The sequence below is a fragment of the Aliivibrio salmonicida LFI1238 genome (assembly GCF_000196495.1).
In the GTDB taxonomy this organism is placed as follows: domain Bacteria; phylum Pseudomonadota; class Gammaproteobacteria; order Enterobacterales; family Vibrionaceae; genus Aliivibrio; species Aliivibrio salmonicida.
In genome coordinates this window covers 1,239,759-1,264,557 of the sequence record NC_011312.1, presented here as the reverse complement: position 1 = coordinate 1,264,557, position 24,799 = coordinate 1,239,759, and the positions used below count along the sequence as shown (strand labels likewise).

Sequence of the window (24,799 nt, the reverse complement as noted above, 5' to 3'; positions counted from 1 at the left end):
TTATTGATAATAAATCGCACTAAACGCGCATTTTATATCAATTTATTGCGATGCTTACGTAATAAAGATCATCAAGATGAACGTTCAGATACAAGGATGACAAAGTGAACTATCACGTTTCAGCTAATGCACTAAAAAATAAAACAATTCTCGTTACTGGTGCAGGAGATGGTATTGGTAAACAAGCTGCATTAAGTTACGCAAAACACGGCGCTACGGTTATTTTATTAGGCAGAACTGTCGCTAAATTAGAAGCCGTTTATGATGAAATTGAAACCGCTGGCTACCCTACCCCCGCCATTATTCCTCTGGATCTAAAAGGCGCAAAAAAACAGCATTATATTGATATGGCAGAGACCATTCAAAGTCAATTTGGCAAACTTGATGGACTGCTTCATAACGCTGGTCTATTAGGTATTCTTAGTCCTTTCGAACAATTTGAAGAATCTATTTTTGATGAAGTAATGCAGATTAATGTAAAAGCGCAATTCTTAATGACTCAAGCTTTACTGCCTGTCTTACAAAAATCAGACGACTCTCGCATTATCTTCACGACGTCAACGGTCGGACATCAAGGCCGTGCTTTTTGGGGAGCTTACGCTATCTCTAAATTTGCGACTGAAGGAATGATGCAGACACTAGCGCATGAAATGGAAGGCACTCACGTAAAAGTGAACGCTATAAATCCAGGTGGTACGCACACCCGTATGCGTGCTCAAGCTTTTCCTGCTGAAGACATTAGCTTACTTAAAACACCAGAGGACTTAATGCCTTTGTACGTTTACTTAATGGCTCCTGAAAGTATTACGGTTAATGGTCAGTGCATTGATGCACAACCAAAATAATCAGTTGGTGTGATGTACTAACAATAATAGATTACACCAGACAGTAAAAAGGGCTGAAACCATGTGGCTTCAACCCTTTTTTTAATTCATCGAGAAAGCGTTAATTAACGCTGTCTTGGTGCTGATTTTGGTGCTTTACCATTTGGTGAAAACTTAGTTCTGATCGGTTTTGCACCATTAGCTGAAGGTTTGCCCTTTGGCTTGCCTTTACCGGCAGGTTTTGCACTTTCAATGCTTGTCGGTTTCTTCGCTGTTGGCAATGAACCACCGACTGGTTTTTTATTATTACGACCACGACGACCACCAGCGGTATTACGATCTTCCGTTGTACGCTCATCATGACGCTTAACTGCACGGCGGATCTTTTGAGATTTAGATTTAGCACGCTTACGTGATTCTTTATCTACATCTAATAAACTTTCTTTTTCGTGTGGTAATTCAACCATATCACGCAAGTAGTTTACTTCTTTAAGCTCAAGTTCCATCCAACCGCCACGTGGTAATGCTTTCTCTAGGAAAATATCACCGTAACGTACACGTTTTAGACGACTTACTGTTACGCCTTGTGAATCCCATAAACGACGAACTTCACGGTTACGACCTTCATTAATCACAACATAGAAAGTGTGGTTCATGCCTTCGCCACCGGCGTACATTACATCTTCAAAACGAGCTTCACCATCTTCTAGTTTTACACCAGTAACTAGGTTTTTAACCATTTTGTCGTTAATGTCACCGAATATACGACACATATATTCACGTTCAACTTTGCGGCTTGGGTGCATTAGACGGTTTGCAAGTTCACCATCTGTTGTAAACAACAATAGACCCGCAGTGTTGGCATCCAGACGACCAACAGATACCCAACGAGAATCTTTAATTTTTGGTAAACGGTCAAAAACAGTACGACGACCTTCTGGATCATGACGTGTACATAATTCGCCTTCAGGCTTGTGGTAAGCAAGCACTCGACAGATCACATCAGTAGATTCTTTTACTGATACTACATGGCCATCGATGCGGATTCTTGCATCAACGTTTTCTAGGCGATCGCCTAATTTTGCTTTCTGACCATCAATACTAACTCGACCAGCTTGAATCATCGTTTCTAACTCACGACGAGAACCAAGACCAGCTCGTGCTAATACTTTCTGTAATTTTTCGCTCATTTTTTACCTTATGTCGCCTTCACAGGCGTCAATTATTTTCTTGTTAATCAAGGGCCTAAGTGAAAATCACTCTATCCCTCAATCACTATAAAATTCTATGGAAGCCGAGTATACAATAAGGAGACACTAATCGGTAAGTATTTAAGAAAAAATAAATATTAATTTCTATTTAAAAGCGAGCAACGACCACGTAAACCCTTTGACTTATTTAGCTATACTGAAATCACTGAGATTCTCTTATTTCTCAGTGTTTTTAATAACTTATCTATCATTAAGGATTTACTATGAATAACTTAAAACACTTATTATCAACTTTCGATTCTCTAACTGAAAGTGAAGGAACCGAAAAAAAACCTGCAACATGAGTTTATAAAAGAACTTCATGAATATTGCCACCGAACTCAAAATTACAATCTGCTACAACATTTAATTTCAACAAGAGAAGCAACTATTTTATCTCGCCTTCATCATACTGATATTGGCAACTTGGGTCATAATTTCAATACACTACAAGCAACAGAAATTATAGGAAAACAACCTTGTGCCTCTCTTCCTGAGAGTTATTTTATTATCGAACAATTAGCAATGAAGGTTTTTGGTTGCCTACTTATCTGCAGAACTGAATATGAAATATTCAAAATAATTCATCATTCAACTCACTCTTTACACAAAAAATTAGTGTCCACGAATCAATCAAGTCATAAAAATACAATAAATGAGAATTACCATTACGAGTTGGTTTCTGATATTGCGCTAGAACAGCGTTATTTCCAAACTGAATACAGTGACGTCCCACTTCTTCTTTCGGATGCCATTGTTCTCATTAACATTGTAACGTTCATTAAAGAACACAAGTGGTACGAGATGCTCAATCACTTAGCACTTTCATCGCAAGGAGAACATTTTATTTTGTACCAATATGAGGATCATACACATGCTCCAATGCTTATCTCTTCAGCATTGATCGAGTCTTACAAAAAAAAAGACGACTGGTTATTTTTTGATGACTTTTTCCAAAGTAATAAATGGGTAAATGAAAACTCGTTTAATACAATATCGAGCTACTTTCCAAAACTTGACTCCCTATTAACGTCAACTCAAAAGCACCTATCTTTAGTCTCCGTTTCTGAACTAGAAAATGCTATGTTTCATTCAATAGAAGACAAAACAAGTATTTGTGGTGTAATTCGTTTCACTATTAGTGGTCAAACATCAAAAATTAACTATCATATGTACTTAGCACAAAAAGGGTTAGCTAATGCACTATACGATACAGGACGTGATATGATTTTCTCCATCATAGAGCAACCTGCAATGGTGCTTTTTTATCAGGCAATGAATTCTGTCAACGATTCTAAGCCCCCTTTTTTATTTACAAGTTCTCAAGATATTAATCATACTGGCTTAGTCACTTATAAAGGTATTTGCTTAACAAATAATGCAAGTCATGCTTTTGATCAATGTAATTTCAAATCCTACAATGTTAATATCATTAGAAAAAGAAAGGAATTAAACAAAAGATGAGTGTTTTATAAATGCTAATTGGCTTCCCAAAAGATAAATTACTGCTATTTATCGCTGTATTCATTTTATTATGGGTAGCCTTTTTCATCCGTTCTTTATTCAAAGAGCGGATGAAAGTTGATCCTAAAATTTACTATCCATATATAGGGTATTCTATATTCATCGTTTTTTGGGTTCTAATAAATTACTATTTCCAATCAAATCTTTTACTTCATTTTAGTGAACGAGTTGCCACGACGATGGCTATTCTTGCTAACTTAGCCTCTTATTTTGCCTTTGCATTTGCATTTTTGTTCTCATGTCGCCTCTCATCAACAAGAAAGAACAAAAAGATGGCAACGTGGCAAATCATTTTATTTTATGCTGAAACTATCTTTGCAATCACGATAAATACAATTCCAAACCAAACAGTTACAGGAGTGACCATCGTAGAGAAAGGCATTTTCACTATTCACTTTGGCCCCTTTGCTTCTTTCTTTTTTATCAATGCATTTCTTTTCATTGGATTAATTTTTTATAATTTTTTCAAACTAAGAAAAAGTACAATTCGATTAAATAAAGAAAAATCCATTTATTTACTCTTCGGAATTGTTATTTTCATGATTTCAACCATCATATCTCAAATTATCATTCCAATTATTTGGCAAGACTTTTCATTTGCTTGGCTTCCTCCTGCGCTTTCAGTTACTGAAGCTATATTAATAGGTTACACCTTGTTATATCATCGTTTATATAGCCTTCGTTACCTTGCATTTTGGATATTATCTTATTCCTTAAATGCACTTATTTATTTACTGCCTTTATTTTACATTTATAAAGGAGCATCAGAGTCAAATTTATTATACATGAGTATTTTCTTAATCGTATTCACAGGTTTATTCTGGGAAAAATCCCTCAAAAGAACCAAGAAAATGTCTAGTTTACTTATATATAAAGACAGAAAAACACCTGTAGAAAAGATTTATGCCATTGCAGAAGAATTCAAGTTTTCAAGTAATAATGCAATGGTAAAACTGGCTGAATTATTAAATACACCAAAAGAAGATCTTTTATTAGTTGGGAAAAATGCTAATTACAATATTTTTATCCCTCATTTAAACAAAATACATTCAGCGCTAGTAAAAGATGAGCTCGATTATCAAATTCATTACGCTCCAGAAAAAGACAACTCTAGTCTGCATCAAGTACAAGAGAAAATGAATGAAAGCAAGACCGCTTTAATTTTGCCTATTTTTGGAGAAAATAAACACATCTCACATTTATTAATTTCGTCGAATAAACGAGATGGTTCTACCTTTTCAAATGAAGAAATATCCGCCATTCAATGGGTCTTAACTAAAGTTCAAGGCTACATAGAAAGTGAACGAAAAGTACTTCAATCACAAGCACTTGCAAACTCTATTGCTCATGAAATGCGTAATCCACTATCCCAGTTACAATACCATTTTGAACGCATTAAACATCACTCAAGCATAGATAAAGAAAATAAAGAGTTGATTAATAATGAGCTGAGACAAGGAAGTTTAGCGATTCAAAGAGGCGCTCAGTTAATTGATATCATTTTAAGTGAAGCAAAAAACACGGCTATTAATGATGAATTATTTACCCATTACTCTGCGGCATTATTAACCGAACGTATTGTCGATGAATACGCTTTTGATTCTGATGACATGAAAAAAAGAATTAATATCGATCTTTCTCAAGACTTTATTTTCAACTTAAATGACACTCTATATAGTTTTATATTATTTAACTTATTAAGAAACGCAGTTCATTACTTTAGTGAATGTAATAGCACGATATCCATCCGTTTAGTAAAAGGGTTCGCTTCAAATAAAGTGATATTTAGAGATACAGGCCCTGGTATAGATTCTCATATTCTACCTAATATTTTTGATGATTTTTTCACTCATAACAAAGAAGGCGGCAGTGGTTTAGGCCTCTCTTATTGCTTACGAGTAATGCATGCCTTTGAAGGAAACATTGCCTGTTATTCTAAGAAAGGGGAATTTACTGAATTTGTACTTAGCTTTCCTTATATTGAAGGCGATCTCACTTCTTTAATTAATCAGCAAGAGCATCATGAGTCTGCATTGCCTTTAATTGATGTATACGATTCAGGGGATACGATAAAAACGATTCTTATTGTCGATGATAAAAAAGTGCAACGAATGTTAATCCAAACATTTATAGCACAAGATAATATGAATATCCTGCAAGCCGAAAATGGAGAAGAAGCAATTTCTATTGCGATGAATCACCCATTGGATATTATTTTTATGGATTCTAGAATGCCAGTAATGAATGGTATTGATGCTGCAAAAAGAATAAAACTCTCCTACCCAAATTTACCGATCATTGCGTTAACGGGTGAATCCGGACACGATGAAATTCAGCGTATCTCTCAAGTTATGGACGGTTATCTGACAAAACCAATATCAAAACCACAACTCATACAAACTCTGCACAAGTGGGTGTAATGCACATAAAAAAATAGCCAACCTCAGTTGACTATTTACTTCACGATATATCAGCCGTCTTTATTCAAACGGGCTAGGATCGCCAGCGCCAACACGCGCAATCTTGATATCATCATCGCTAAAATCAATCACTGTCGTTGGTTGCTCACCTAAATAGCCACCATTCATGATCAAATCAACTGCATGTTCCAATTGATCACGGATAGCCTCTGGGTCAGCTTCTGCCATTTCATTTCCAGGAAGGATTAACGTGGTAGACATTAATGGCTCACCAAGAGCTTCAAGTAAGTCTAAAGCAATTTTATTGTCAGGCACACGCATACCAATCGTCTTACGTTTTGGATTCATAAGGCGACGTGGCACCTCTTTTGTCCCTTTAAAGATAAAGGTATATGCGCCTGGTGTATTATTTTTCAATAGACGAAACATAGTGTTATCTACACGAGCATAAATAGACAACTCAGAAAGATCGCGACATACCAGCGTAAAGTTATGCTTATCATCCAATCGTCGGATCTGACAAATTCGCTCTAACGCTTGTTTATTTTCAATCTGACAACCCAGTGCATAGCCTGAGTCTGTAGGGTAGATAATCACACCACCATCACGAATAATAGCAACAGCTTGGCTAATTAAACGTGCTTGTGGATTATCAGGGTGTACATAAAAAAATTGACTCATAAGTCCTCCTGCTCCGCAGGTAATAGTATAAACAGTGGTTTTATTTTAGTTTTTTATTCTAAATTCACTTTTCTATTCAAATGTAGGTAAAGCCCAATCTTGCCATACAGGAACAACCCCTGCTGGTAACCATAAATTTCGGCCTAATTCGGTCCACGGGGATGGATAATGGAAATCCGAACCTTGTGACACTAATAAGTCAAAATGAATCGCGTAATCAGCAAGTACTCGGCGCTCTTGAACCCCTTGCTGTGGTAAAGCGACTTCCATCGCGTCCCCTTTTGCTTCAACAAAAGCAGCAAGTAAACGCTTAATCCATTTTGCAGTTAAATTATAGCGGCCTGGGTGGGCTAATATTGCCTTCCCTCCTGCGTTATGTATTACCTCAACCGCTTCTTCAATAGAACACCACTCTGGTGGAACATATCCAATATTGTTTCGAGTTAAGAATTTTTTAAAAACCGCTTGCATGGTTTTTGCGTAACCTTGATCAACCAACCATTTACCAAAATGAGCACGAGTTAAAGTCCCACCGTTAGCAAGTGCTTTTGCCCCTTCCAGAGCTCCGGGATAACCCGCTCTTTCTAGACGCTCAGCCATTTTCTCTGCACGCGCAATTCTGCGAGCTTCTTGTTGCTCAATTAACGCTAATAATTCAGGATGATTAATATCTAAATTCAACCCCACGACGTGAATATCTTTATTGCTCCACAGCGTAGAGATCTCAATGCCATCAATTAAATGCAATGGCAGATCTTTCTCTTTTATCGCTTTATGGGCCTCAGCTAAACCAGCAACCGTATCGTGATCGGTAATAGCAAAAACTTTAACATCAAAATTCACCGCTCTTTCTACTAATTCTGTCGGTGATAAGCGTCCATCTGACGCAGTTGTGTGACTATGTAGGTCTATTTTCATAATTATTCTTGACTTTTATTCCTCGCACTAGTTTACTAGTACGCAGTTAAACACTTTCTTATGTTTATTTATAATGATTTCTAATATAGGTACTTTATGCCACAGCACACCAAACAACAAGTGTTCTTAAATACATTAATGACAAATGGTCAACGTTGGTGGCACTACTTAGGGTAGTGTTTTTGTGCTTGGTTTTATAAATACAACATAAAAAACAACTGCCCGCCCTTTCAGCGGGTTTTTTTATGCCTAAAGCACAATGTAAAAGAGAAAATACAACATCGATGAAATAGTAAACATTCAGTAATTTAGCCCTCATAAGTTTTAACAAAAGAGTGGCAACAACAGTGAAATATGCGACTATGCCAATACAAAAGAAATTAACAGAAGATCAACGAATTAGCAGAGAGGCTATGATGCAATCATCACACTCAAAAGATGGTCAGTTAGAATTACTTTGCCTTGAGGTACCCTACGTTTCCGACCCAACGGAATTGTATTCGACACTGTGTGCAAACCAAGCCATGAGCTTGTTACTTGAGTCTGCTGAAGTTGATTCAAAACAAAACCTAAAAAGCTTAATGTTGATTGATGCAGCAGTCCGTATTCATTGTTTCGATAAAATCGTTACTCTTGAAGCATTAACGAAAAACGGAGAAGCATTATTAAAAACATTACGTCTTTCTCTTCCTTCTTCGTTAGTTGATTTGATTTCCAGCTCGGTACTTAAGCTTCATTTTCCAGAGATTAATCAAGATTTAGATGAAGACAGTCGCCTAAGAGAGCTTTCTTCTTTTGATGCATTACGCTTTATCCAAAACCAATTCGATTTGACCGGATTACCGTCAAATGCACTCTTTTTGGGTGGTTTATTTGCTTATGACTTAGTGGCAAATTTTGAACAACTAGGCAGTGCAGAAACAACCAACAAATGTCCTGATTACCTATTTTATATTGCAGAATCTTTACTCGTCATAGACCATCAAACAAAAACATCGACAGTACAAGGCTCTATATTTACAAAAGAGCCAGCAATCAAACAAAACATATCGACTCGTTTAGAAGCTATTAATGTTTTTTGTTCAGAACCTCACACCTTGCCTGATGCTCCAATATTAGATCGTTGTGAAGCTCTTCCAAGTGTCTCTGATGAAGATTTTTGTCAAACGGTTCTGGATTTAAAAGAATACGTTATTAGAGGCGACGTATTTCAGGTGGTTCCATCTCGTCGCTTTACGCTTCCTTGCCCTGCGCCGCTTTCTGCTTACCGAGAGTTAAAAATCGGCAACCCAAGTCCTTACATGTTCTACCTGCAAGATCGTGATTTTACTTTATTTGGGGCTTCTCCTGAGTCTGCGTTAAAATATTGTAAAGACAGCAATCAAGTCGAAATTTACCCAATAGCAGGGACTCGCCAGCGTGGGAAAAATAACGATGGTTCAATTAATTATGACTTAGATAGCCGTATTGAATTGGAATTACGTTGTGATACCAAAGAAAACGCAGAACACATGATGTTGGTGGATCTTGCTCGAAATGACGTAGCTCGAATTTCAGCCCCTGGTACAAGATACGTTGCTGATTTATTAAAAGTCGATCGCTACAGCCACGTAATGCATTTAGTTTCTCGTGTTGTTGGACAGCTACGAGGGGATCTTGATGCCCTTCATGCTTATCAAGCGTGTATGAACATGGGGACCTTAACAGGCGCCCCTAAAATTCGAGCAATGCAATTAATCCGTGATGTAGAAAAAACACGTCGTGGAACTTATGGTGGTGCCGTTGGTTATTTAACGGGTGATGGCCACATGGATACTTGTATCGTTATTCGCTCTGCTTATGTAGAAGATGGCATAGCTCAAGTTCAAGCCGGTGCAGGGGTCGTTTATGATTCTCATCCACAAGCTGAAGCAGATGAAACACGAGGTAAAGCTCAAGCCGTTATCTCTGCAATTCAAAAGGCGCACCTTGCATCACAGAAAGCAAAGGAGAAAAACTAATGACTCATATCGTATTACTGGATAATTTTGACTCCTTTACTTACAACCTTGTCGATCAGTTTCGCTCACTTGGTTACCCTGTAACTATATATCGAAACAGTTTATCTGCGATAGCATTTGAAGACGCGGTCACTAAATTAGAAAACCCTGTTGTTGTATTATCCCCGGGGCCTGGTGCCCCATCAGAAGCAGGTTGCATGCCTGACGTTATTCAGCGCTTAAAAGGCAAAGTTCCGATGATAGGGATTTGTCTTGGTCATCAAGCCATCGTTGAAGCGTACGACGGCATTGTCGCTGGTGCGGGTGAAATTGTTCATGGTAAATCAGCCATGATGACACATAACCAACACGCCATTTTTGATGGATTACCAAATCCACTTTCTATTGCTCGTTACCACTCTCTTGTTGCCACTAAAGTTACCAAGCAATTAACAGTAACGGCAACGGTTGACGATTTAGTTATGGCGGTCATTCAAGAAGAAGATAAAGTGTGTGGGTTTCAGTTTCATCCCGAATCCATTCTCACTACGCAAGGCGAACAACTTTTAATTAATACCTTGAATTGGGCACTCGATATCACTCAATCCCATTCAGAAAATAAAGAATAAGGATATTCTCATGACTCAAATTGAAGCCATTTTTAATAAGCTATACAGCCAAGTTTCTCTTTCAGAAACTGAGAGCCAAATTCTATTTGATGCCATCATCAAAGGTGAACTTGATCCAATCCTATTAACCGCAGCGCTAACGTGTTTAAAAATTAAAGGCGAAACGCCAAATGAAATCGCTGGGGCCGCAAAGGCATTACTTAAAAACGCGAATCCATTTCCTCGTCCTGACTATGACTTTGCGGACATTGTAGGTACTGGCGGTGATGGCTCAAACACAATCAATATTTCTACTACGGCCGCATTTGTTGCTGCCGCGTGTGGATTGAAAATTGCAAAACACGGTAATCGTGGCATTTCAAGTAAGTCGGGATCATCTGATTTACTGGATTCGTTCGGCATCAATTTAGCAATGTCAGCAGAAGACACTCGTAAAGCCGTTGATGACTTAGGTGTTGCCTTCTTATTTGCACCGCACTATCACGGTGGTGTTCGACACGCGATGCCAATTCGCCAAACCATGAAAACCCGTACCATCTTTAATATTCTAGGTCCATTGATCAACCCTGCTCGTCCTAACATCGAATTAATGGGTGTGTACGATGAATCTCTTGTTCGCCCGATTGCTGAAACCATGGTTAACATGGGCATGAAACGCGCTGCAGTTGTCTTTGGTTCTGGTCTTGATGAAGTCGCTATTCACGGTCCAACAACCGTAGCAGAAATTATTAATGGCGAAATAAAAGAATACACACTAACCCCAGAAGATTTTGGCTTAGAAACTCATCCCCTAGATGCGATTAAAGGGGGAGAACCAGAAGAAAATAAAGCCATTATTACTGACATTTTGACAGGTAAAGGCACTGATGCACAATTAGGTGCGATAGCCGTAAATGTATCGTTATTAATGCGTTTATTTGGCCATGAAGATTTAAAAGCCAATGCACAGAAAGCCATTGATGCAATGAACTCTGGCAAAGCATTTACATTAGTTCAGCAATTAGCGGCACGAGGATAGAGAAGATGACACAGCAACTGTCTGAGCATATCTCAGTAGAAAACACACAAATGGCAGAAGTACTTGTAAAGATCGTCAAGGACAAAGTCATTTGGGTTAGCGAACGCAAAGAAACTCAACCTCTTGATTCGTTCCAAAATGGCTTAACGGCATCTGATCGCAGCTTTTACAAAGCATTAAAAACAGGCAACACTGAATTCATTCTTGAATGTAAAAAAGCCTCGCCATCTAAAGGGTTGATCCGTCAAGATTTTGATCTCAATTACATCGCATCAGTGTATAACAATCATGCCAGTGCAATCTCAGTACTCACCGATGAGAAGTATTTCCAAGGCAGTTTTGATTTCTTGCCAATCATTCGTGACCAAGTCAATCAACCAATTCTATGCAAAGACTTCATGATTGACACTTATCAAGTTTATTTAGCTCGTCACTACGGCGCAGATGCAATTCTATTAATGCTTTCTGTTCTTGATGATGAACAATACTGTGAATTGGCGGCCGTCGCCCACTCTTTAAGTATGGGTATTTTAACCGAAGTCAGTAATGAAGAAGAGTTACATCGTGCAGTGGCATTAGAAGCTCAGGTTATTGGTATTAATAACCGTAATCTTCGTGATTTATCTACCGACTTAAACCGTACCAAAGAATTAGCACCTCTTCTCCCTAAAGACACAACCATCATTTCTGAATCGGGGATTTACAACCATCAGCAAGTGAAAGACTTAGCAAAGCACGCGACAGGATTTTTGATTGGCAGTTCATTAATGTCGGAAGAAAACCTAGAGCTTGCTGCACGAAAAGTTATTTTAGGGGAGAACAAAGTCTGTGGCCTAACGTCAATAGAAGATGCGAAAGCGGTCTATAACGCAGGCGCGGTGTATGGTGGATTAATCTTTGTTGAGAAATCACCTCGGTTTGTTTCTCTTGAAACAGCAAAAACCATCACCCAAGCCACCACATTAAACTATGTGGGTGTATTTCAAAATGAAACGCTTAAAAACATCGTGAAGACAGCAAATGACTTATCTTTGTCCGTCATTCAACTTCATGGAAATGAGAGCGAAGATTACATTACTGAACTAAAACAACAATTACCAACAACATGCCAAGTGTGGAATGTTATTTCTGTGTCAGATGATGCCCAAAGCATTTCACTTCCACAAAGTGTTGCTGATAAAGTACTGGTAGATTGTAAGGTTGGTTCTCAAACTGGAGGAACTGGTGTTAGTTTTGATTGGAATAAACTGCCACACAATAACATCATTCTTGCCGGTGGATTAAGCCTTGAAAATACGAAAACAGCCTCACAATTAGGGTGCTTTGGACTCGATTTCAACTCTGGAGTAGAAACGACTCCAGGGAAAAAAGATCATAAAAAATTAAGCGCCGTATTTAGCGCATTACGAAATTATTAAGGAAAATATCATGGCAAAATTAGATGCCTACTTCGGCGAATATGGTGGTCAATACGTACCACAAATTTTAGTTCCTGCACTTGATCAACTTGAGCAAGCCTTTATTGATGCTCAAGCAGACGAAGATTTCCGTGCCGAGTTCATGACACTATTGCAAGAATATGCGGGTCGCCCTACCGCTCTTACCCTTTGTCGTAACCTAACTAAGGGTACTAAAACTAAGTTATACCTAAAACGTGAAGATTTACTGCACGGTGGCGCGCACAAAACCAATCAAGTATTGGGTCAAGCACTGCTCGCTTTACGTATGGGTAAAAAAGAAATCATCGCTGAAACAGGTGCCGGTCAACACGGTGTAGCAACGGCTCTTGCCTGCGCATTGCTTGGCTTAAAATGCCGCGTTTACATGGGTGCTAAAGATATTGAACGTCAAAGCCCGAATGTATTCCGCATGGAATTAATGGGCGCAGAAGTGATCCCCGTTCATTCAGGTTCAGCAACACTAAAAGATGCCTGTAATGAAGCATTGCGTGATTGGTCTGCAACGTATGAAACTGCCCACTACCTATTGGGCACTGCTGCGGGTCCTCACCCATTCCCAACCATCGTTCGCGAATTCCAACGCATGATTGGCGAAGAAACTAAAATGCAAATCCTTGCTCGTGAAGGTCGCCTTCCTGATGCCGTAATTGCTTGTGTCGGTGGCGGCTCAAATGCAATAGGTATGTTTGCGGATTTCATCAAAGAAGAAAATGTAAGACTGATTGGTGTCGAACCCGCAGGTAAAGGCATTGATACCGACCAACACGGGGCACCATTAAAACATGGAAAAACCGGTATTTTCTTTGGTATGAAAGCGCCATTAATGCAAGATGAACACGGTCAAATTGAAGAATCTTATTCTGTTTCTGCGGGTCTTGATTTTCCATCAGTTGGTCCACAACACGCTCACTTGAATTCGATTGGCCGTGCTGAATACGGCTCAGTAACCGATGATGAAGCACTCGAAGCATTTCAAATATTAGCAAAAGGCGAAGGCATTATTCCGGCACTGGAGTCTTCTCATGCGCTTGCTTATGCATTACAAATGGCACATTCAGAGCCAGAAAAAGAACAACTATTAGTGGTAAACCTATCTGGTCGTGGTGATAAAGACATTTTCACCGTTCATGACATCCTAAAAGAAAAGGGAGAAATCTAATGGATCGTTATCAAGCCCTATTTGCTAAATTAGCAGAAAAAAACCAAGGTGCATTTGTTCCTTTTGTAACCATTGGCGATCCAAATCCAGAACTTTCTTATGAAATCATGGATACTTTAGTAAAAGCAGGTGCCGATGCACTTGAACTTGGTATCCCATTCTCTGATCCTTTGGCTGATGGACCAACAATTCAAGGTGCAAATATTCGTGCATTAAACAGTAAAACAACGCCTATCGTATGTTTTGATTTAATCGCAAAAATCCGAGCTAAATATCCTGAAACCCCAATTGGCCTATTAGTTTACGCCAACCTTGTCTTCGCAAATGGCATTGATACTTTCTATACTAAATGTCAGCAAGCTGGTGTAGATTCAGTGTTAATTGCAGACGTACCAACCAATGAATCAGAAGAGTTTAGAACAAGTGCAATTAAACACAATGTTCACCCTATCTTCATTGCGCCTCCGTCAGCCTCAGATGAAACATTAGAAACCGTTGCTAAGCTTGGTGGGGGTTATACTTACCTTCTTTCTCGTGCAGGTGTTACTGGTGCTGAAACTAAAGCGGGCATGCCTGTTGCTCAATTATTAGCACGTTTAAACCAATTTGATGCACCTCCTGCGATTCTTGGTTTTGGTATATCGGAACCTGCTCAAGTAGAAGAAGCGATTAAAGCCGGTGCAGCAGGCGCAATTTCAGGCTCTGCAACTGTTAAAATCATTGAACAACATCAAGACAATCCAGCGGCGTTACTTGATGCACTTACGGCATTTACTTCTGCCATGAAAGCAGCAACACAAAAATAACCAAAACACCTTATTCATTATTTAAAGGAGCTCATTTTGAGCTCCTTTTTTAATTCAATAATCCCTATTAAAAATAACTACGTTAATTATCAAAATGAAAAAGAAAGGAAAAACAATCAAAAAAACGGATTTAAGCATAAAAAGCAACAATAAAGACACAATAACCTCCATAAGTTTGATTATATTCGATAAAAATGTTGCTAATTGTAAATATTGCGTGTAAAACGGCAACCAATATATTTAACTAATGAATAGATACATTTTAAGAGCTATTGATTAGCTTTTATAACAAACACAACACAGAGGTAAAGAAAGTGCTAAATAAGAAAGGACTTCTAAACAATATCGGTATTCAAGTCGTTATTGCTATGATCATTGGTACACTTGTCGGTGCAACCATGGGTCAATCTGCCGTAATGTTCGCTCCATTAGGGACTATTTTCATTAACCTAATTAAAATGCTCGTTATTCCACTGGTTGCTGTTGCGCTGATCTCTGGTGCGGCTGGCCTAGGAAACAGCAGCAACGCAGGTAAAAAGTAGGCTTAACAACATTAAGCTATTTCGGCATCACTTCTGCTCTGGCTGTTGCTCTGGCTTTATTCATGGGTGAAATATTTGAACCAGGTAAAGGCATTGATGTCTCTGGCGTTGAAGGCATGTTCTCTTCCGCTTATGCTGCTAAAGGTGAGCTACCAACCTTCTGGGCAACCATTACTGGTATGATCCCAACGAACGTATTCCAATCGCTAAATGAAGCTAACATTTTACAAATTCTCGTTTTCTGCTTATTTTTCGGTATTGGTCTTTCTAAATTAGAAAAAAAGCGTCGTGAACCAATGCTTAATGCCGTGAACTCAATTGTTGATGTTATGGTTTGGATGATCAACAAAGTCATGATAATTGCTCCTATCGGTGTATTTGGCTTAATGGCCGAAGCCGTAGGCACGTTTGGTTTTGGTGCATTGATGGTTGTGTTTAAACTATTCCTTGTTTATATCGCCGCTATTTTTATCTTTGGTTTTATTGCTTACCCACTAATGGTTGGTTTGTTAACTAAAACATCAGCGAAAAAATTCCTGATTGCGATGAAGAAACCACAAGCCGTTGCTCTATCAACTGCGTCTTCAATGGCAACACTACCTGTGACAATGGAAACGGTCGAGAAAGACTTAGGCGTGCGTAACTCTACCGCCTCATTTGTTCTACCATTAGGCGCAACAATCAACATGTCTGGTAATGCAATTTACTATGGCTTGGTTGCTATCTTCTTTGCACAGCTGTTCAACATTGATTTATCTATCGGTGCTTATGTCGCTATCATAATTACTTCAACGTTAGGTGCCGTTGGTCAAGCGGGTGTCCCTGGTCCATCATTTCTTGTTGTTGCCGTATTATTGGCGGCAGGTATTCCGATTGAAGGCTTACCACTTTTATTCGCATTAGATCGTATTTTCGATATGATCCGTACTGCATTAAACATCACTGGTGATGCCGCGTGTGCTGTAATTGTTGACGCTCTGATCGATGATTCTCCAGTAGAAGAGACGGCATCAGAGAAACAACAAGCATAACGTTTTCTCAAAAAAAGACTAAAGCCTGCTTCTTGAACCTATTAAGAGCAGGTTTTTTATCTCAATTCAAATACTCCCTTCAATATCGCCTTTGTCATAAAATAATAAGTAAAATGTAACAAGCAATTTTTAGCGATTCCCTCGCCTCTCAATTTTAGATACACTCGCTGCATAATTTATTATTGGCTCAACATATAAACATGAAACAGATCTTAGATTTTATCCCACTGATTATCTTTTTTGCCTTATACAAAATGTACGATATCTACACAGCAACAGGTGCACTTATCGTAGCCACTGCCGTTCAATTAATACTGACTTACGTACTGTACAAAAAAGTAGAAAAAATGCAGTTAATCACCTTTATTATGGTGACAGTTTTTGGTGGCATGACCATATTTTTACACGATGATAATTTCATAAAATGGAAAGTAACCATCGTATACGCTGTTTTTGCTGCTGGTTTAATTATCGCTCAAATTTTAGGCAGACCTATTATTAAAGGTATGCTTGGTAAAGAAGTGACTTTACCTGATAATAAATGGAATAAAATTAACTACGCATGGATCTTATTCTTCACTGCATGTTCTATTGCTAACTTGTACGTGGCTTTTGAAATGCCATTAGATGTATGGGTTAACTTTAAAGTATTTGGTCTGTTAGGACTTACTTTCATATACACCCTACTTACCGGTATGTACGTTTATAAACACATGCCAAAAGAGAAAAAAGAAGAACAAGAGTAAGTTTTATTCTTTCCCTCTTTTAAACCGTGTTGTTTACAACACGGTTTTTTTATATTTACTATTTTGTGATAGACTTCTAACAATTTCATTTTTGTTGTATGGAAATCATATTGAACACCTCAGTAAATACCGACCAAGTTCCTAAAGGCCAACTTCTTTTACGTACCCTTTCGATGCCTGCAGATACGAATGCCAATGGTGACATCTTTGGCGGTTGGATAATGTCACAGCTTGATTTAGCGGGTGGGATTTTAGCAAAAGAAATATCTGGTGGTCGTATTGTTACCGTTTCTGTCTCTAGCATCACCTTCAAGAAACCAGTAAAAGTTGGCGATGTCGTTTGCTGTTATGGTGAATGCGTTAACATTGGTCGAACTTCAATGTCGATTAATTTGGAAGTATGGGTAAAACCAATCAAAGAAGATGGCATTGGTGATCGCTTTCAAGTTTGTGAGGCCACTTTTAATTATGTTGCTATCGATGCTAAAGGAAAACCTCGTCCTATCCTCAAAAATGCGTAAGAAATAGAGGAATATCACCTTTATTTGTAAAATGCTCTGGTTTAACACCAGAGCTTTTTTTATTATGGTGTAAGCTATCTCAAATCAAATACAAATTATCACCAAAATAAAAGGATTCTATAATGTGGTATATCATATTCTCTCAAGATGTTGAGAACAGTTTAGAGCGTCGTTTACGCGTTCGTGAACAACATTTAGCACGCTTAACAACATTACAGAACGAAGGTCGTTTACTTGTTGCAGGGCCAATGCCTGCTATCGATTCTGAAAACCCTGGTGAGGCTGGTTTTACAGGTTCTACTGTTATTGCCGATTTTGACTCTTTAGCGTCGGCACAAGAATGGGCAAATAATGACCCTTACATCGACGCTGGCGTTTACGCTAACGTAATTGTAAAGCCATTTAAAAAAGTACTTCCTGCATAATTGATATTAAGAATTTAAATGAAAAAAATACTATTCACCGCATTCAGTCTTATTCTACTTTCTGGTTGTGCTTCTAATGAACAGCAAAAAGAAATTGATATGCTTGCTGATTATAGAGCCAGCGTTCTTAGCAGCGTATTACCTTTAGAGATAGGTCCACTGACTCTACTTCGTGCAAAAGCAAAGCATGGCGTTGTTGAAATGATGTTTTTAGACAGTGGAAATGGAAAGGTCAGTACAACAGAAGTCATAGAAAAAAGTATTACTACTTTCTGTAAAGACAATGAAGTTCGCCCCGTGATTGATAAGGGAGTTACCTATCAATACATTATCCGTAACTCACGAGGTCAGCAGCAAAATAACATTATCGTGAATGAGCAGTCTTGTTTAGATCGAGAGCAAACAGAAAAAAAATAATCTAAAACTAAAAATGCCTTCTCAATAGAAATATGAAAAGGCATTTTTTAATTTAAACAACATCAGTTTCAGATGAATTAGCGAGTAAATCGCATCACTTTTAACCCACTTTCAGGATTAATATCAGCAAACTCAGGTGGATTATCTAAACGCTCAATATATTTCAACTCTGGTGCTTCTTCTGCCATACCATCAGTTAAGAAATCCGTTGATACTGCCGGTGAATTCACACACGCCAATACCTCTCCATTTTCTGTTAACAAATCAGGTAGGCGACGTAAGATCTTTTGATAGTCTTTAGTTAACGCAAAACTGCCTTTTTGAAAACTTGGCGGATCAATAATGATCAAGTCATACAAACCCAATTTCTTAATCTTTCCCCATGACTTAAATATGTCATGGCCTAAGAATTTCACTTTAGAAAGATCATGTTCATTTAGGCGATGGTTATCACGCCCACGACCTAATGACGCTTTCGCCATATCTAGGTTAACCACTTGAGTGGCACCACCAGCAATCGCAGCCACAGAGAAACCACACGTATATGCAAACAAGTTTAATACTGACTTGCCTTCGCTATGTGCTTGAACCCACTGACGACCATAACGCATGTCTAAAAAGATACCCATATTCTGGTTCTTTTTTAGCTCTAGTTGGTACTTTAAACCGTTTTCTTCAACGACAGGAAACGTATTTTCGTCTCCCCATACCACTTGTGTTGGCGCTAATTCTTGGTAACGATGTTGCAATAAGATAGAAGACCCTTTCGCATTCGTCCATAACTCGGAATCTGCAAATGCTTTTAGTCTAGCTTCTAACTCTTCTACAAATTCAAGGTCTTGCTCTTTAAATAACGCCACCACTAGTTGACCTTGAGAGCCTTGCCCCTGAGAGTCTTTCGCTTGCAGCCAATCTACCGTGATTTGCTCTAATCCTTCAAAGCATTGACCACGACCATGAAATAAGCGGCGTAGTTCACCTAATGGCTGAGTCAGTTGCTGTTCAAGATGCGTAAATAACGTATCTAATGCTTCTATCTTCATGATTTCTTCTTAATCTCTGGCCAAGTTAATGTCCACGGTGTTTGCCATTGCGCTAACCCTGCTTGAACGGTGTCATCTTGCCACTCTTCACCTTGTTTTGGTGTTTCAATAAATTCAAACGCTTGCTCTTGATAGGTAAATCGCAAAGCATAAGCATGAAGGTAACCACGATCAGCCTTAGATGAGCTATAAATTGAATCACCTAAAATACCCGAGCCTACGCTTTTTAACGCCACTCGAATTTGGTGTGTTTTCCCTGTATGCGGTTTGCATAAAAATAGACGATTGCCATTATGGGCTGCCGTTGAGAAAAACTGAGTAATCGCAGGGTTTTCTTTACTGTTGATTAGCTTCCATGATGCTCTACGTGAGCGTTCCATATCGCCAATAACCAGACCTTGTTTTTTCTTAGGCTTTTTATCACCAATAGCGAGGTAGTATTTTTCAACTAAACGCTTTGCGAACAATTGTGATAATTCACTGGCTGCTGATTGGTGTCGGCCAATAAGCAATAATCCTGACGTCATTTTGTCTAAACGATGGATTAAATAAAGCTGTTTATCACCAGTGACTTTAGCGAGTTCAATTAATAATGAAGTGTCGCCATCATCTTTATGAACGCTAACATTAGGGTGTTTATTGATAACAAGAAAATCTGAATTTTGATAAAGGATATCGAACATTGGCGCTCCTAAAATTGAGCGCAGAGTATATACCGAAGCGAAGGGGTTGTGCGAGAGCCTATAGATATTTATCACTAAAACCTTAAGAACTCTCACTTTACATCGTAAATAAACGAATAGAGAACTAGCAGCCTGTTGTTACCGTAGATAACTGATAAGGTTCATCAACAGATTTAGCCACAACATATTTAACATAACAGTTTGTCTTTTTTACTGAATCCTTTTGATCATAAGTACCGACAATGCTTGACAATGAAATATATTCAGCAATACCATCCTTATCATTTATTGATCCACCAGCCCATTCTTTATTCACAGTATACGACTCATAATCAATCTCCATATACTGAGTCCATTGATCATAAATAGGATATCCATAAGAATAAGTGATTCCATCTTGAATAATTGAATCTTCTTTCTCAATACCTAATATGGCAGCCTTAGAATATGTAAGGCTTATCGCCCCTTCCATCTCACCTTTTAATCCATTAATCACTGCAGCTTTTGCATCATTCTGTAGATTTAAAAACTTAGGGGCAGCAACAACGGCAAGAATGCCTAATATAACAATGACAACGACTAATTCAATTAATGTAAATCCTGACGCTTTTTTCATTCAAAAAATCCAAATCAACTACATATAGAAACATTATATTCAATTCACATTAAATTTATGAGACTAAAGTTAAGAAGTTACATATAAAAAAGCTAATAACTGAGTATTAACTTAAATATTATCAAATAATCGTTATTTTACGTATGACGTTCTTTCAATTTATTAATCACATCATCAAACGACAAGCCTTGGTCTTGAAGCAGAACAAACAAGTGATACATCAAATCTGCTGATTCACACACTAGCTCCGCCTTGTCACCCGACGTCGCTGCAAGCGCAACTTCAACGCCCTCTTCGCCAACTTTCTGCGAAATACGTTTGGTGCCACGGGCGTAGAGACTTGCTGTGTAAGAGGAGTCAGGATCAGCATTCTTACGCTCGGCAAGTAGCTGTTCCAACTGATGAAGCCAAACTAATTGGCTTTCTTCTGTTTTATCGCTATCCCAACAAGTAGTTGTCCCTGTGTGGCACGTTGGACCAACAGGTTTAACTTTGATAAGTAATGTATCGTTATCACAATCTAAAGAGATATTAACCAAATTTAAGCTATCGCCTGATTCTTCACCTTTAGTCCATAAACGATTCTTAGTGCGAGAGAAAAAAGTAACTTTCTTTGTCTCTAACGTTTTTGATAACGCGTCTTTGTTCATGTAGCCCATCATCAATACTTGGCTTGAACTAAAGTCTTGAATAATTGCAGGTACTAAGCCGTCCACTTTTTCCCAATCAATACGTGTTGCAAAATCTTGTTGGCTCATCGGCGTACCTCTATTTTTTGTTGTGCTAAATATTCTTTTAATTCACCAATATTGATGATTTGCTTATGGAATACCGATGCTGCTAAAGCACCGTCCACGTTTGTTTTCTTGTATACATCGGCAAAGTGCACCATTTCACCCGCGCCGCCTGAAGCGATAAGCGGAACATGACACACTTCACGTACCATGTTTAATTGTTCAAGATCGTAACCGTTACGCACACCATCTTGATTCATCATATTAAGCACGATTTCACCCGCACCGCGTTTTTGTACTTCTTGCACCCAATCTTTGGTTTCCCATTTGGTTGCTTTGGTGCGTTCTTCATCACCCGTGAATTGGTAAACTTGGTACTTACCTGTTTCTTTATCAAAGTATGAATCAATACCAACAACGATACATTGAACGCCAAATTTATCCGCAAGCTCAGTGATGAGTTCAGGGTTAGCCAGTGCAGGGGAGTTAATCGATACTTTATCAGCACCAAACTCTAAAATCTTCGCGGCATCTTCTGCTGTTTTAATGCCACCCGCCACACAGAATGGAATATCAATCACTTCAGCTACACGTGCGACCCAGCTTTTATCTACAACGCGACCATCACTAGATGCGGTGATATCATAAAAGACCAATTCATCTGCGCCCTCTTCTGCATAACGCTGCGCTAGAGGAACAATATCACCAATGATCTCGTGATTACGAAATTGAACGCCTTTTACGACTTGTCCATCTTTAACATCTAAACAAGGGATTATTCGCTTTGCCAACATTGGAATGCCTCCTCTGCGGTGAACTTGCCATCAAGCAGTGCTCGTCCAACGATGACTCCAGCAACACCTGAGCCTTTAAGCGCGACGATATCATCAAGAGAACCAATGCCACCTGAAGATTGGAATTGCACTTGTGGGTACTGCTTACATAAGTCTACGTACAGCTCTACGTTTGAACCTTGCAGTGTGCCGTCACGAGAAATATCAGTACATAAGACGTGCTTAAGGCCAACGGTTAGATAATCTTCAAGCAGTGCTTCAATAGTTACACCTGAATCTTCTTGCCAACCTGAAATAGCAACATTACGTGTGCCGTTTTCATCAATGTTAATATCTAGCGCTAATACGATTTTTTCTGCGCCGTATTTTTCCATCCAACCTTTAACAAGCTCTGGCTGTTTTACCGCAGTAGAACCAATCACCACACGTTGTGCGCCGGCGTTCAATAAATCTTGTACATCCGCTTCATTACGTACACCACCACCGATTTGAATATTGGCAGGCGTGCTTGCTAGCAAACGAGCGATCAAATCCAATTGACGTGCGGTAGTGTCTTTTGCGCCAGTTAAATCAACAAGGTGCAGCCAATTAGCACCCGCTTGGTGATACAGATTGAACTGTTCAGCCGGATCAACTTTGTATTCTGTTACTTGCCCGTAGTCGCCTTGGAAAAGACGAACTACTTGGCCTTCAATTAAATCTAATGCTGGAATGATCATAAATATCCTTATTAGCAGAATCGAGAACATTCGCTACGCTCATTACGAGATCCGAGGGACGAGTAAGAGCCCTAAAACCTCGAAGCGAAGCGACCTCGCACCTAGTCCCTGCTCTTATAACTCCAAAAAGTTCTGAATAAGCGTTGAACCCACTTTACTTGAACGCTCAGGGTGAAACTGAACACCGTAATAATTACCCACTTGTAATGCCGCAGTAAATGGTTGTCCATAGTCACAAGTCGCAATGGTATAATCACCCACTTGCATGCCAAAGCTGTGTACGAAGTAAAAGTAACTGTTCTCTGGAATGTCTTTAAACAGCGGATTACCTTCAATAGGCTTAATCGTATTCCAACCCATGTGAGGCAGCGGTAAATCACCCGTTTGAAGCTTACGAACTTCACCGTCACATAAGCCTAAACAATCTACAATTTGATCTGCTTTTTGGCCTTTCTCTTCAGAAAGCTTACCCAAAAGTTGCATACCTAAACAGATACCCAACAGTGGCTTCTCAACTTGTTTAACCAATTCAATGAGATCTCGTTCAGCCAAGTTTTTCATCGCTTCGCTTGCTGTGCCAACGCCCGGTAAAAACAGCTTATCTGCTGCTAATACCACTTGTGGATCTCTGCTTATCGTAACGTCATAACCCAAACGCTCAATCGCAAATCTCACTGACGATACGTTAGAGCAGCCTGTATCAATAATAACGACATTTTGCTTTGTCATAGTCACTCCTACAATACGCCTTTTGAGCTTGGTAGTTCATTACCTTCCACTTTAATTGCTTGGCGTAAAGTACGGCCAAAGGCTTTAAATAAGCTTTCAATAATGTGGTGGTCATTATGACCGGCAGAAGAAAGGTGCAATGTACAAGCTAATGTATCAGTAAGTGAACGGAAGAAGTGAACCACCATTTCTGTTGATAAATCTCCCACTTGATCACGACTAAATTCAGCATCAAATTTTAGGTATGGGCGACCAGATAAATCTAACGCACATTGCGCTAAACACTCATCCATTGGTAAGCTGAAACCAAAGCGACCAATGCCACGTTTGTCACCTAACGCTTCTTTTAACGCTTCACCTAATGCAAGCGCTGTATCTTCAATGGTGTGGTGATCATCAATGTGTAAGTCACCGTCGACATTGATCTTCATTTGGAAACCGCCGTGCGTAGCAATTTGATCAAGCATGTGGTCAAAGAAGCCAAGACCCGTTGAGATCTCATTTCCGCCCTGCTCATCCAGATTAACAAACACTTTAATGTCAGTTTCTTTAGTTGTACGAATCACTTCTGCAGTACCTGCATTTACCGTCAGATCTTTTAAGATCGCAGGCCAGTTCATTGTCTCAGGGTGATATTGGATACCACGGATTGCCATGTTCTCAGCCAATTGAAGATCCGTTTGGCGATCACCAATCACAACTGAATGTTGAAAATCAACTTTTCCACCTTGAAGGTACTCTTTTACCATACCCAATTTTGGTTTACGGCATGAGCAGTTATCTTCTTCAAAGTGAGGACAGATAAGAACGTCATCAAACTTCACACCTTGAGATTCAAAGAACTCCATCATCATATTGTGTGGCGCATCAAACTCATCTTGTGGATAGCTATCTGTACCCAAACCATCTTGGTTGGTTACCATGACTAAACGGTAACCCGCTTCTTGAAGAAACAACAGAGAAGAAATAACCAGAGGCTCGAATTTTAACTTATCTAAACGGTCTACTTGAAAATCGACAGGCGGCTCAACAATTAAGGTGCCGTCACGGTCGATAAATAAAATCTTTTGTTGTTTGCTCACAGGAACTTCCTTTTAATTTTTTCTTGTTTTATTCTTGATAAGCCCCAAG

24 protein-coding genes and 1 pseudogene are annotated in these 24,799 nt (G+C 39.0%); 14 read left to right on the top strand and 11 right to left on the bottom strand.

Features of this window, described 5'->3' with window-relative positions; all coding sequences use genetic code 11:
• Nucleotides 1–104 precede the first annotated feature (104 nt).
• A complete protein-coding gene (locus tag VSAL_RS06325) occupies nucleotides 105–845 on the top strand; it encodes a YciK family oxidoreductase (RefSeq protein WP_012549904.1) in 741 nt (246 codons plus the stop codon).
• A 104-nt stretch (nucleotides 846–949) separates the two neighbouring features.
• On the opposite strand, the gene rluB is transcribed toward VSAL_RS06325, so the two are convergent.
• The gene (rluB, locus tag VSAL_RS06320; protein WP_012549903.1) at nucleotides 950–2,014 is read right to left on the bottom strand and encodes a 23S rRNA pseudouridine(2605) synthase RluB; all 1,065 of its coding nucleotides are present in this window, start codon (nucleotides 2,012–2,014) and stop codon (nucleotides 950–952) included.
• Between the two features lie 333 nt (nucleotides 2,015–2,347).
• Here rluB and VSAL_RS06315 point away from each other — a divergent pair, with 333 nt between their 5' ends.
• Entirely contained in the window at nucleotides 2,348–3,538 is a 1,191-nt protein-coding gene (locus tag VSAL_RS06315) for an acyl-homoserine-lactone synthase (RefSeq protein ID WP_012549902.1), read from the top strand.
• A 332-nt stretch (nucleotides 3,539–3,870) separates the two neighbouring features.
• Nucleotides 3,871–6,018 (top strand): ATP-binding response regulator, encoded by a 2,148-nt coding sequence (locus tag VSAL_RS06310; RefSeq protein ID WP_269447612.1) that lies wholly within the window; start codon nucleotides 3,871–3,873, stop codon nucleotides 6,016–6,018.
• Between the two features lie 60 nt (nucleotides 6,019–6,078).
• Here VSAL_RS06310 and VSAL_RS06305 read toward each other — a convergent pair whose 3' ends face one another.
• Together VSAL_RS06305 and rnm are read right to left on the bottom strand one after the other, a co-directional pair.
• Entirely contained in the window at nucleotides 6,079–6,699 is a 621-nt protein-coding gene (locus tag VSAL_RS06305; RefSeq protein ID WP_012549900.1) for an L-threonylcarbamoyladenylate synthase, read from the bottom strand.
• A gap of 72 nt (nucleotides 6,700–6,771) precedes the next feature.
• Nucleotides 6,772–7,617 carry an RNase RNM gene (gene rnm, locus VSAL_RS06300; protein ID WP_012549899.1) on the bottom strand — a complete coding sequence of 282 codons (846 nt, stop codon included), beginning with the start codon at nucleotides 7,615–7,617 and terminating at the stop codon, nucleotides 6,772–6,774.
• A 416-nt stretch (nucleotides 7,618–8,033) separates the two neighbouring features.
• On the opposite strand from rnm, the gene VSAL_RS06295 reads away from it, so the two are divergent.
• From VSAL_RS06295 to gspS2, 11 genes and pseudogenes are all read left to right on the top strand, one after another.
• Nucleotides 8,034–9,617, top strand: coding sequence for an anthranilate synthase component 1 (locus tag VSAL_RS06295; RefSeq protein ID WP_044583416.1), 1,584 nt, complete (start codon nucleotides 8,034–8,036; stop codon nucleotides 9,615–9,617).
• A complete protein-coding gene (locus tag VSAL_RS06290; protein WP_012549897.1) occupies nucleotides 9,617–10,225 on the top strand; it encodes an aminodeoxychorismate/anthranilate synthase component II in 609 nt (202 codons plus the stop codon). Before VSAL_RS06295 ends, VSAL_RS06290 begins: the two co-directional genes overlap by 1 nt.
• Nucleotides 10,226–10,244: 19 nt before the next feature.
• The gene (trpD, locus tag VSAL_RS06285; protein ID WP_158306887.1) at nucleotides 10,245–11,243 is read left to right on the top strand and encodes an anthranilate phosphoribosyltransferase; all 999 of its coding nucleotides are present in this window, start codon (nucleotides 10,245–10,247) and stop codon (nucleotides 11,241–11,243) included.
• A gap of 5 nt (nucleotides 11,244–11,248) precedes the next feature.
• Complete coding sequence (gene trpCF, locus VSAL_RS06280; RefSeq protein ID WP_012549895.1) at nucleotides 11,249–12,661, top strand: bifunctional indole-3-glycerol-phosphate synthase TrpC/phosphoribosylanthranilate isomerase TrpF; 1,413 nt, start codon at nucleotides 11,249–11,251, stop codon at nucleotides 12,659–12,661.
• Between the two features lie 10 nt (nucleotides 12,662–12,671).
• A complete protein-coding gene (gene trpB / locus VSAL_RS06275; protein WP_012549894.1) occupies nucleotides 12,672–13,862 on the top strand; it encodes a tryptophan synthase subunit beta in 1,191 nt (396 codons plus the stop codon).
• On the top strand, nucleotides 13,862–14,668 hold the full coding sequence (gene trpA / locus VSAL_RS06270) for a tryptophan synthase subunit alpha (RefSeq protein ID WP_012549893.1): 807 nt from the start codon (nucleotides 13,862–13,864) through the stop codon (nucleotides 14,666–14,668). Before trpB ends, trpA begins: the two co-directional genes overlap by 1 nt.
• A gap of 314 nt (nucleotides 14,669–14,982) precedes the next feature.
• Nucleotides 14,983–16,241, top strand: a pseudogene (locus VSAL_RS06265) (dicarboxylate/amino acid:cation symporter).
• A 200-nt stretch (nucleotides 16,242–16,441) separates the two neighbouring features.
• Nucleotides 16,442–16,987, top strand: a complete 546-nt coding sequence (locus VSAL_RS06260) for a septation protein A (RefSeq protein ID WP_012549892.1) — start codon at nucleotides 16,442–16,444, stop codon at nucleotides 16,985–16,987.
• A gap of 98 nt (nucleotides 16,988–17,085) precedes the next feature.
• Nucleotides 17,086–17,508 carry an acyl-CoA thioester hydrolase YciA gene (gene yciA, locus VSAL_RS06255; protein WP_012549891.1) on the top strand — a complete coding sequence of 141 codons (423 nt, stop codon included), beginning with the start codon at nucleotides 17,086–17,088 and terminating at the stop codon, nucleotides 17,506–17,508.
• Between the two features lie 122 nt (nucleotides 17,509–17,630).
• Complete coding sequence (locus tag VSAL_RS06250) at nucleotides 17,631–17,933, top strand: YciI family protein (protein ID WP_012549890.1); 303 nt, start codon at nucleotides 17,631–17,633, stop codon at nucleotides 17,931–17,933.
• An 18-nt stretch (nucleotides 17,934–17,951) separates the two neighbouring features.
• Complete coding sequence (gene gspS2, locus VSAL_RS06245; RefSeq protein WP_012549889.1) at nucleotides 17,952–18,350, top strand: type II secretion system pilot lipoprotein GspS-beta; 399 nt, start codon at nucleotides 17,952–17,954, stop codon at nucleotides 18,348–18,350.
• Nucleotides 18,351–18,427: 77 nt separating this feature from the next.
• Here the strand turns inward: gspS2 and VSAL_RS06240 are convergent, their stop codons facing one another.
• The 8 genes from VSAL_RS06240 to hisB all read right to left on the bottom strand — a co-directional run bounded on the left by VSAL_RS06240 (nucleotide 18,428) and on the right by hisB (nucleotide 24,750).
• Nucleotides 18,428–19,393, bottom strand: a complete 966-nt coding sequence (locus VSAL_RS06240) for a class I SAM-dependent methyltransferase (protein ID WP_012549888.1) — start codon at nucleotides 19,391–19,393, stop codon at nucleotides 18,428–18,430.
• Nucleotides 19,390–20,076, bottom strand: a complete 687-nt coding sequence (locus VSAL_RS06235; protein WP_012549887.1) for a TIGR01621 family pseudouridine synthase — start codon at nucleotides 20,074–20,076, stop codon at nucleotides 19,390–19,392. The genes VSAL_RS06240 and VSAL_RS06235 overlap by 4 nt, the downstream gene beginning before the upstream one ends.
• Nucleotides 20,077–20,200: 124 nt before the next feature.
• Nucleotides 20,201–20,692 carry a type II secretion system protein gene (locus VSAL_RS24070; RefSeq protein ID WP_012549886.1) on the bottom strand — a complete coding sequence of 164 codons (492 nt, stop codon included), beginning with the start codon at nucleotides 20,690–20,692 and terminating at the stop codon, nucleotides 20,201–20,203.
• A gap of 137 nt (nucleotides 20,693–20,829) precedes the next feature.
• Entirely contained in the window at nucleotides 20,830–21,450 is a 621-nt protein-coding gene (hisIE, locus tag VSAL_RS06225; protein WP_012549885.1) for a bifunctional phosphoribosyl-AMP cyclohydrolase/phosphoribosyl-ATP diphosphatase HisIE, read from the bottom strand.
• On the bottom strand, nucleotides 21,447–22,220 hold the full coding sequence (gene hisF, locus VSAL_RS06220; protein WP_012549884.1) for an imidazole glycerol phosphate synthase subunit HisF: 774 nt from the start codon (nucleotides 22,218–22,220) through the stop codon (nucleotides 21,447–21,449). The genes hisIE and hisF overlap by 4 nt, the downstream gene beginning before the upstream one ends.
• Nucleotides 22,202–22,939 (bottom strand): 1-(5-phosphoribosyl)-5-[(5-phosphoribosylamino)methylideneamino]imidazole-4-carboxamide isomerase, encoded by a 738-nt coding sequence (hisA, locus tag VSAL_RS06215; RefSeq protein ID WP_012549883.1) that lies wholly within the window; start codon nucleotides 22,937–22,939, stop codon nucleotides 22,202–22,204. The genes hisF and hisA overlap by 19 nt, the downstream gene beginning before the upstream one ends.
• A gap of 114 nt (nucleotides 22,940–23,053) precedes the next feature.
• The gene (gene hisH, locus VSAL_RS06210; RefSeq protein WP_012549882.1) at nucleotides 23,054–23,668 is read right to left on the bottom strand and encodes an imidazole glycerol phosphate synthase subunit HisH; all 615 of its coding nucleotides are present in this window, start codon (nucleotides 23,666–23,668) and stop codon (nucleotides 23,054–23,056) included.
• Between the two features lie 8 nt (nucleotides 23,669–23,676).
• On the bottom strand, nucleotides 23,677–24,750 hold the full coding sequence (gene hisB / locus VSAL_RS06205) for a bifunctional histidinol-phosphatase/imidazoleglycerol-phosphate dehydratase HisB (RefSeq protein WP_012549881.1): 1,074 nt from the start codon (nucleotides 24,748–24,750) through the stop codon (nucleotides 23,677–23,679).
• Nucleotides 24,751–24,799 lie beyond the last annotated feature (49 nt).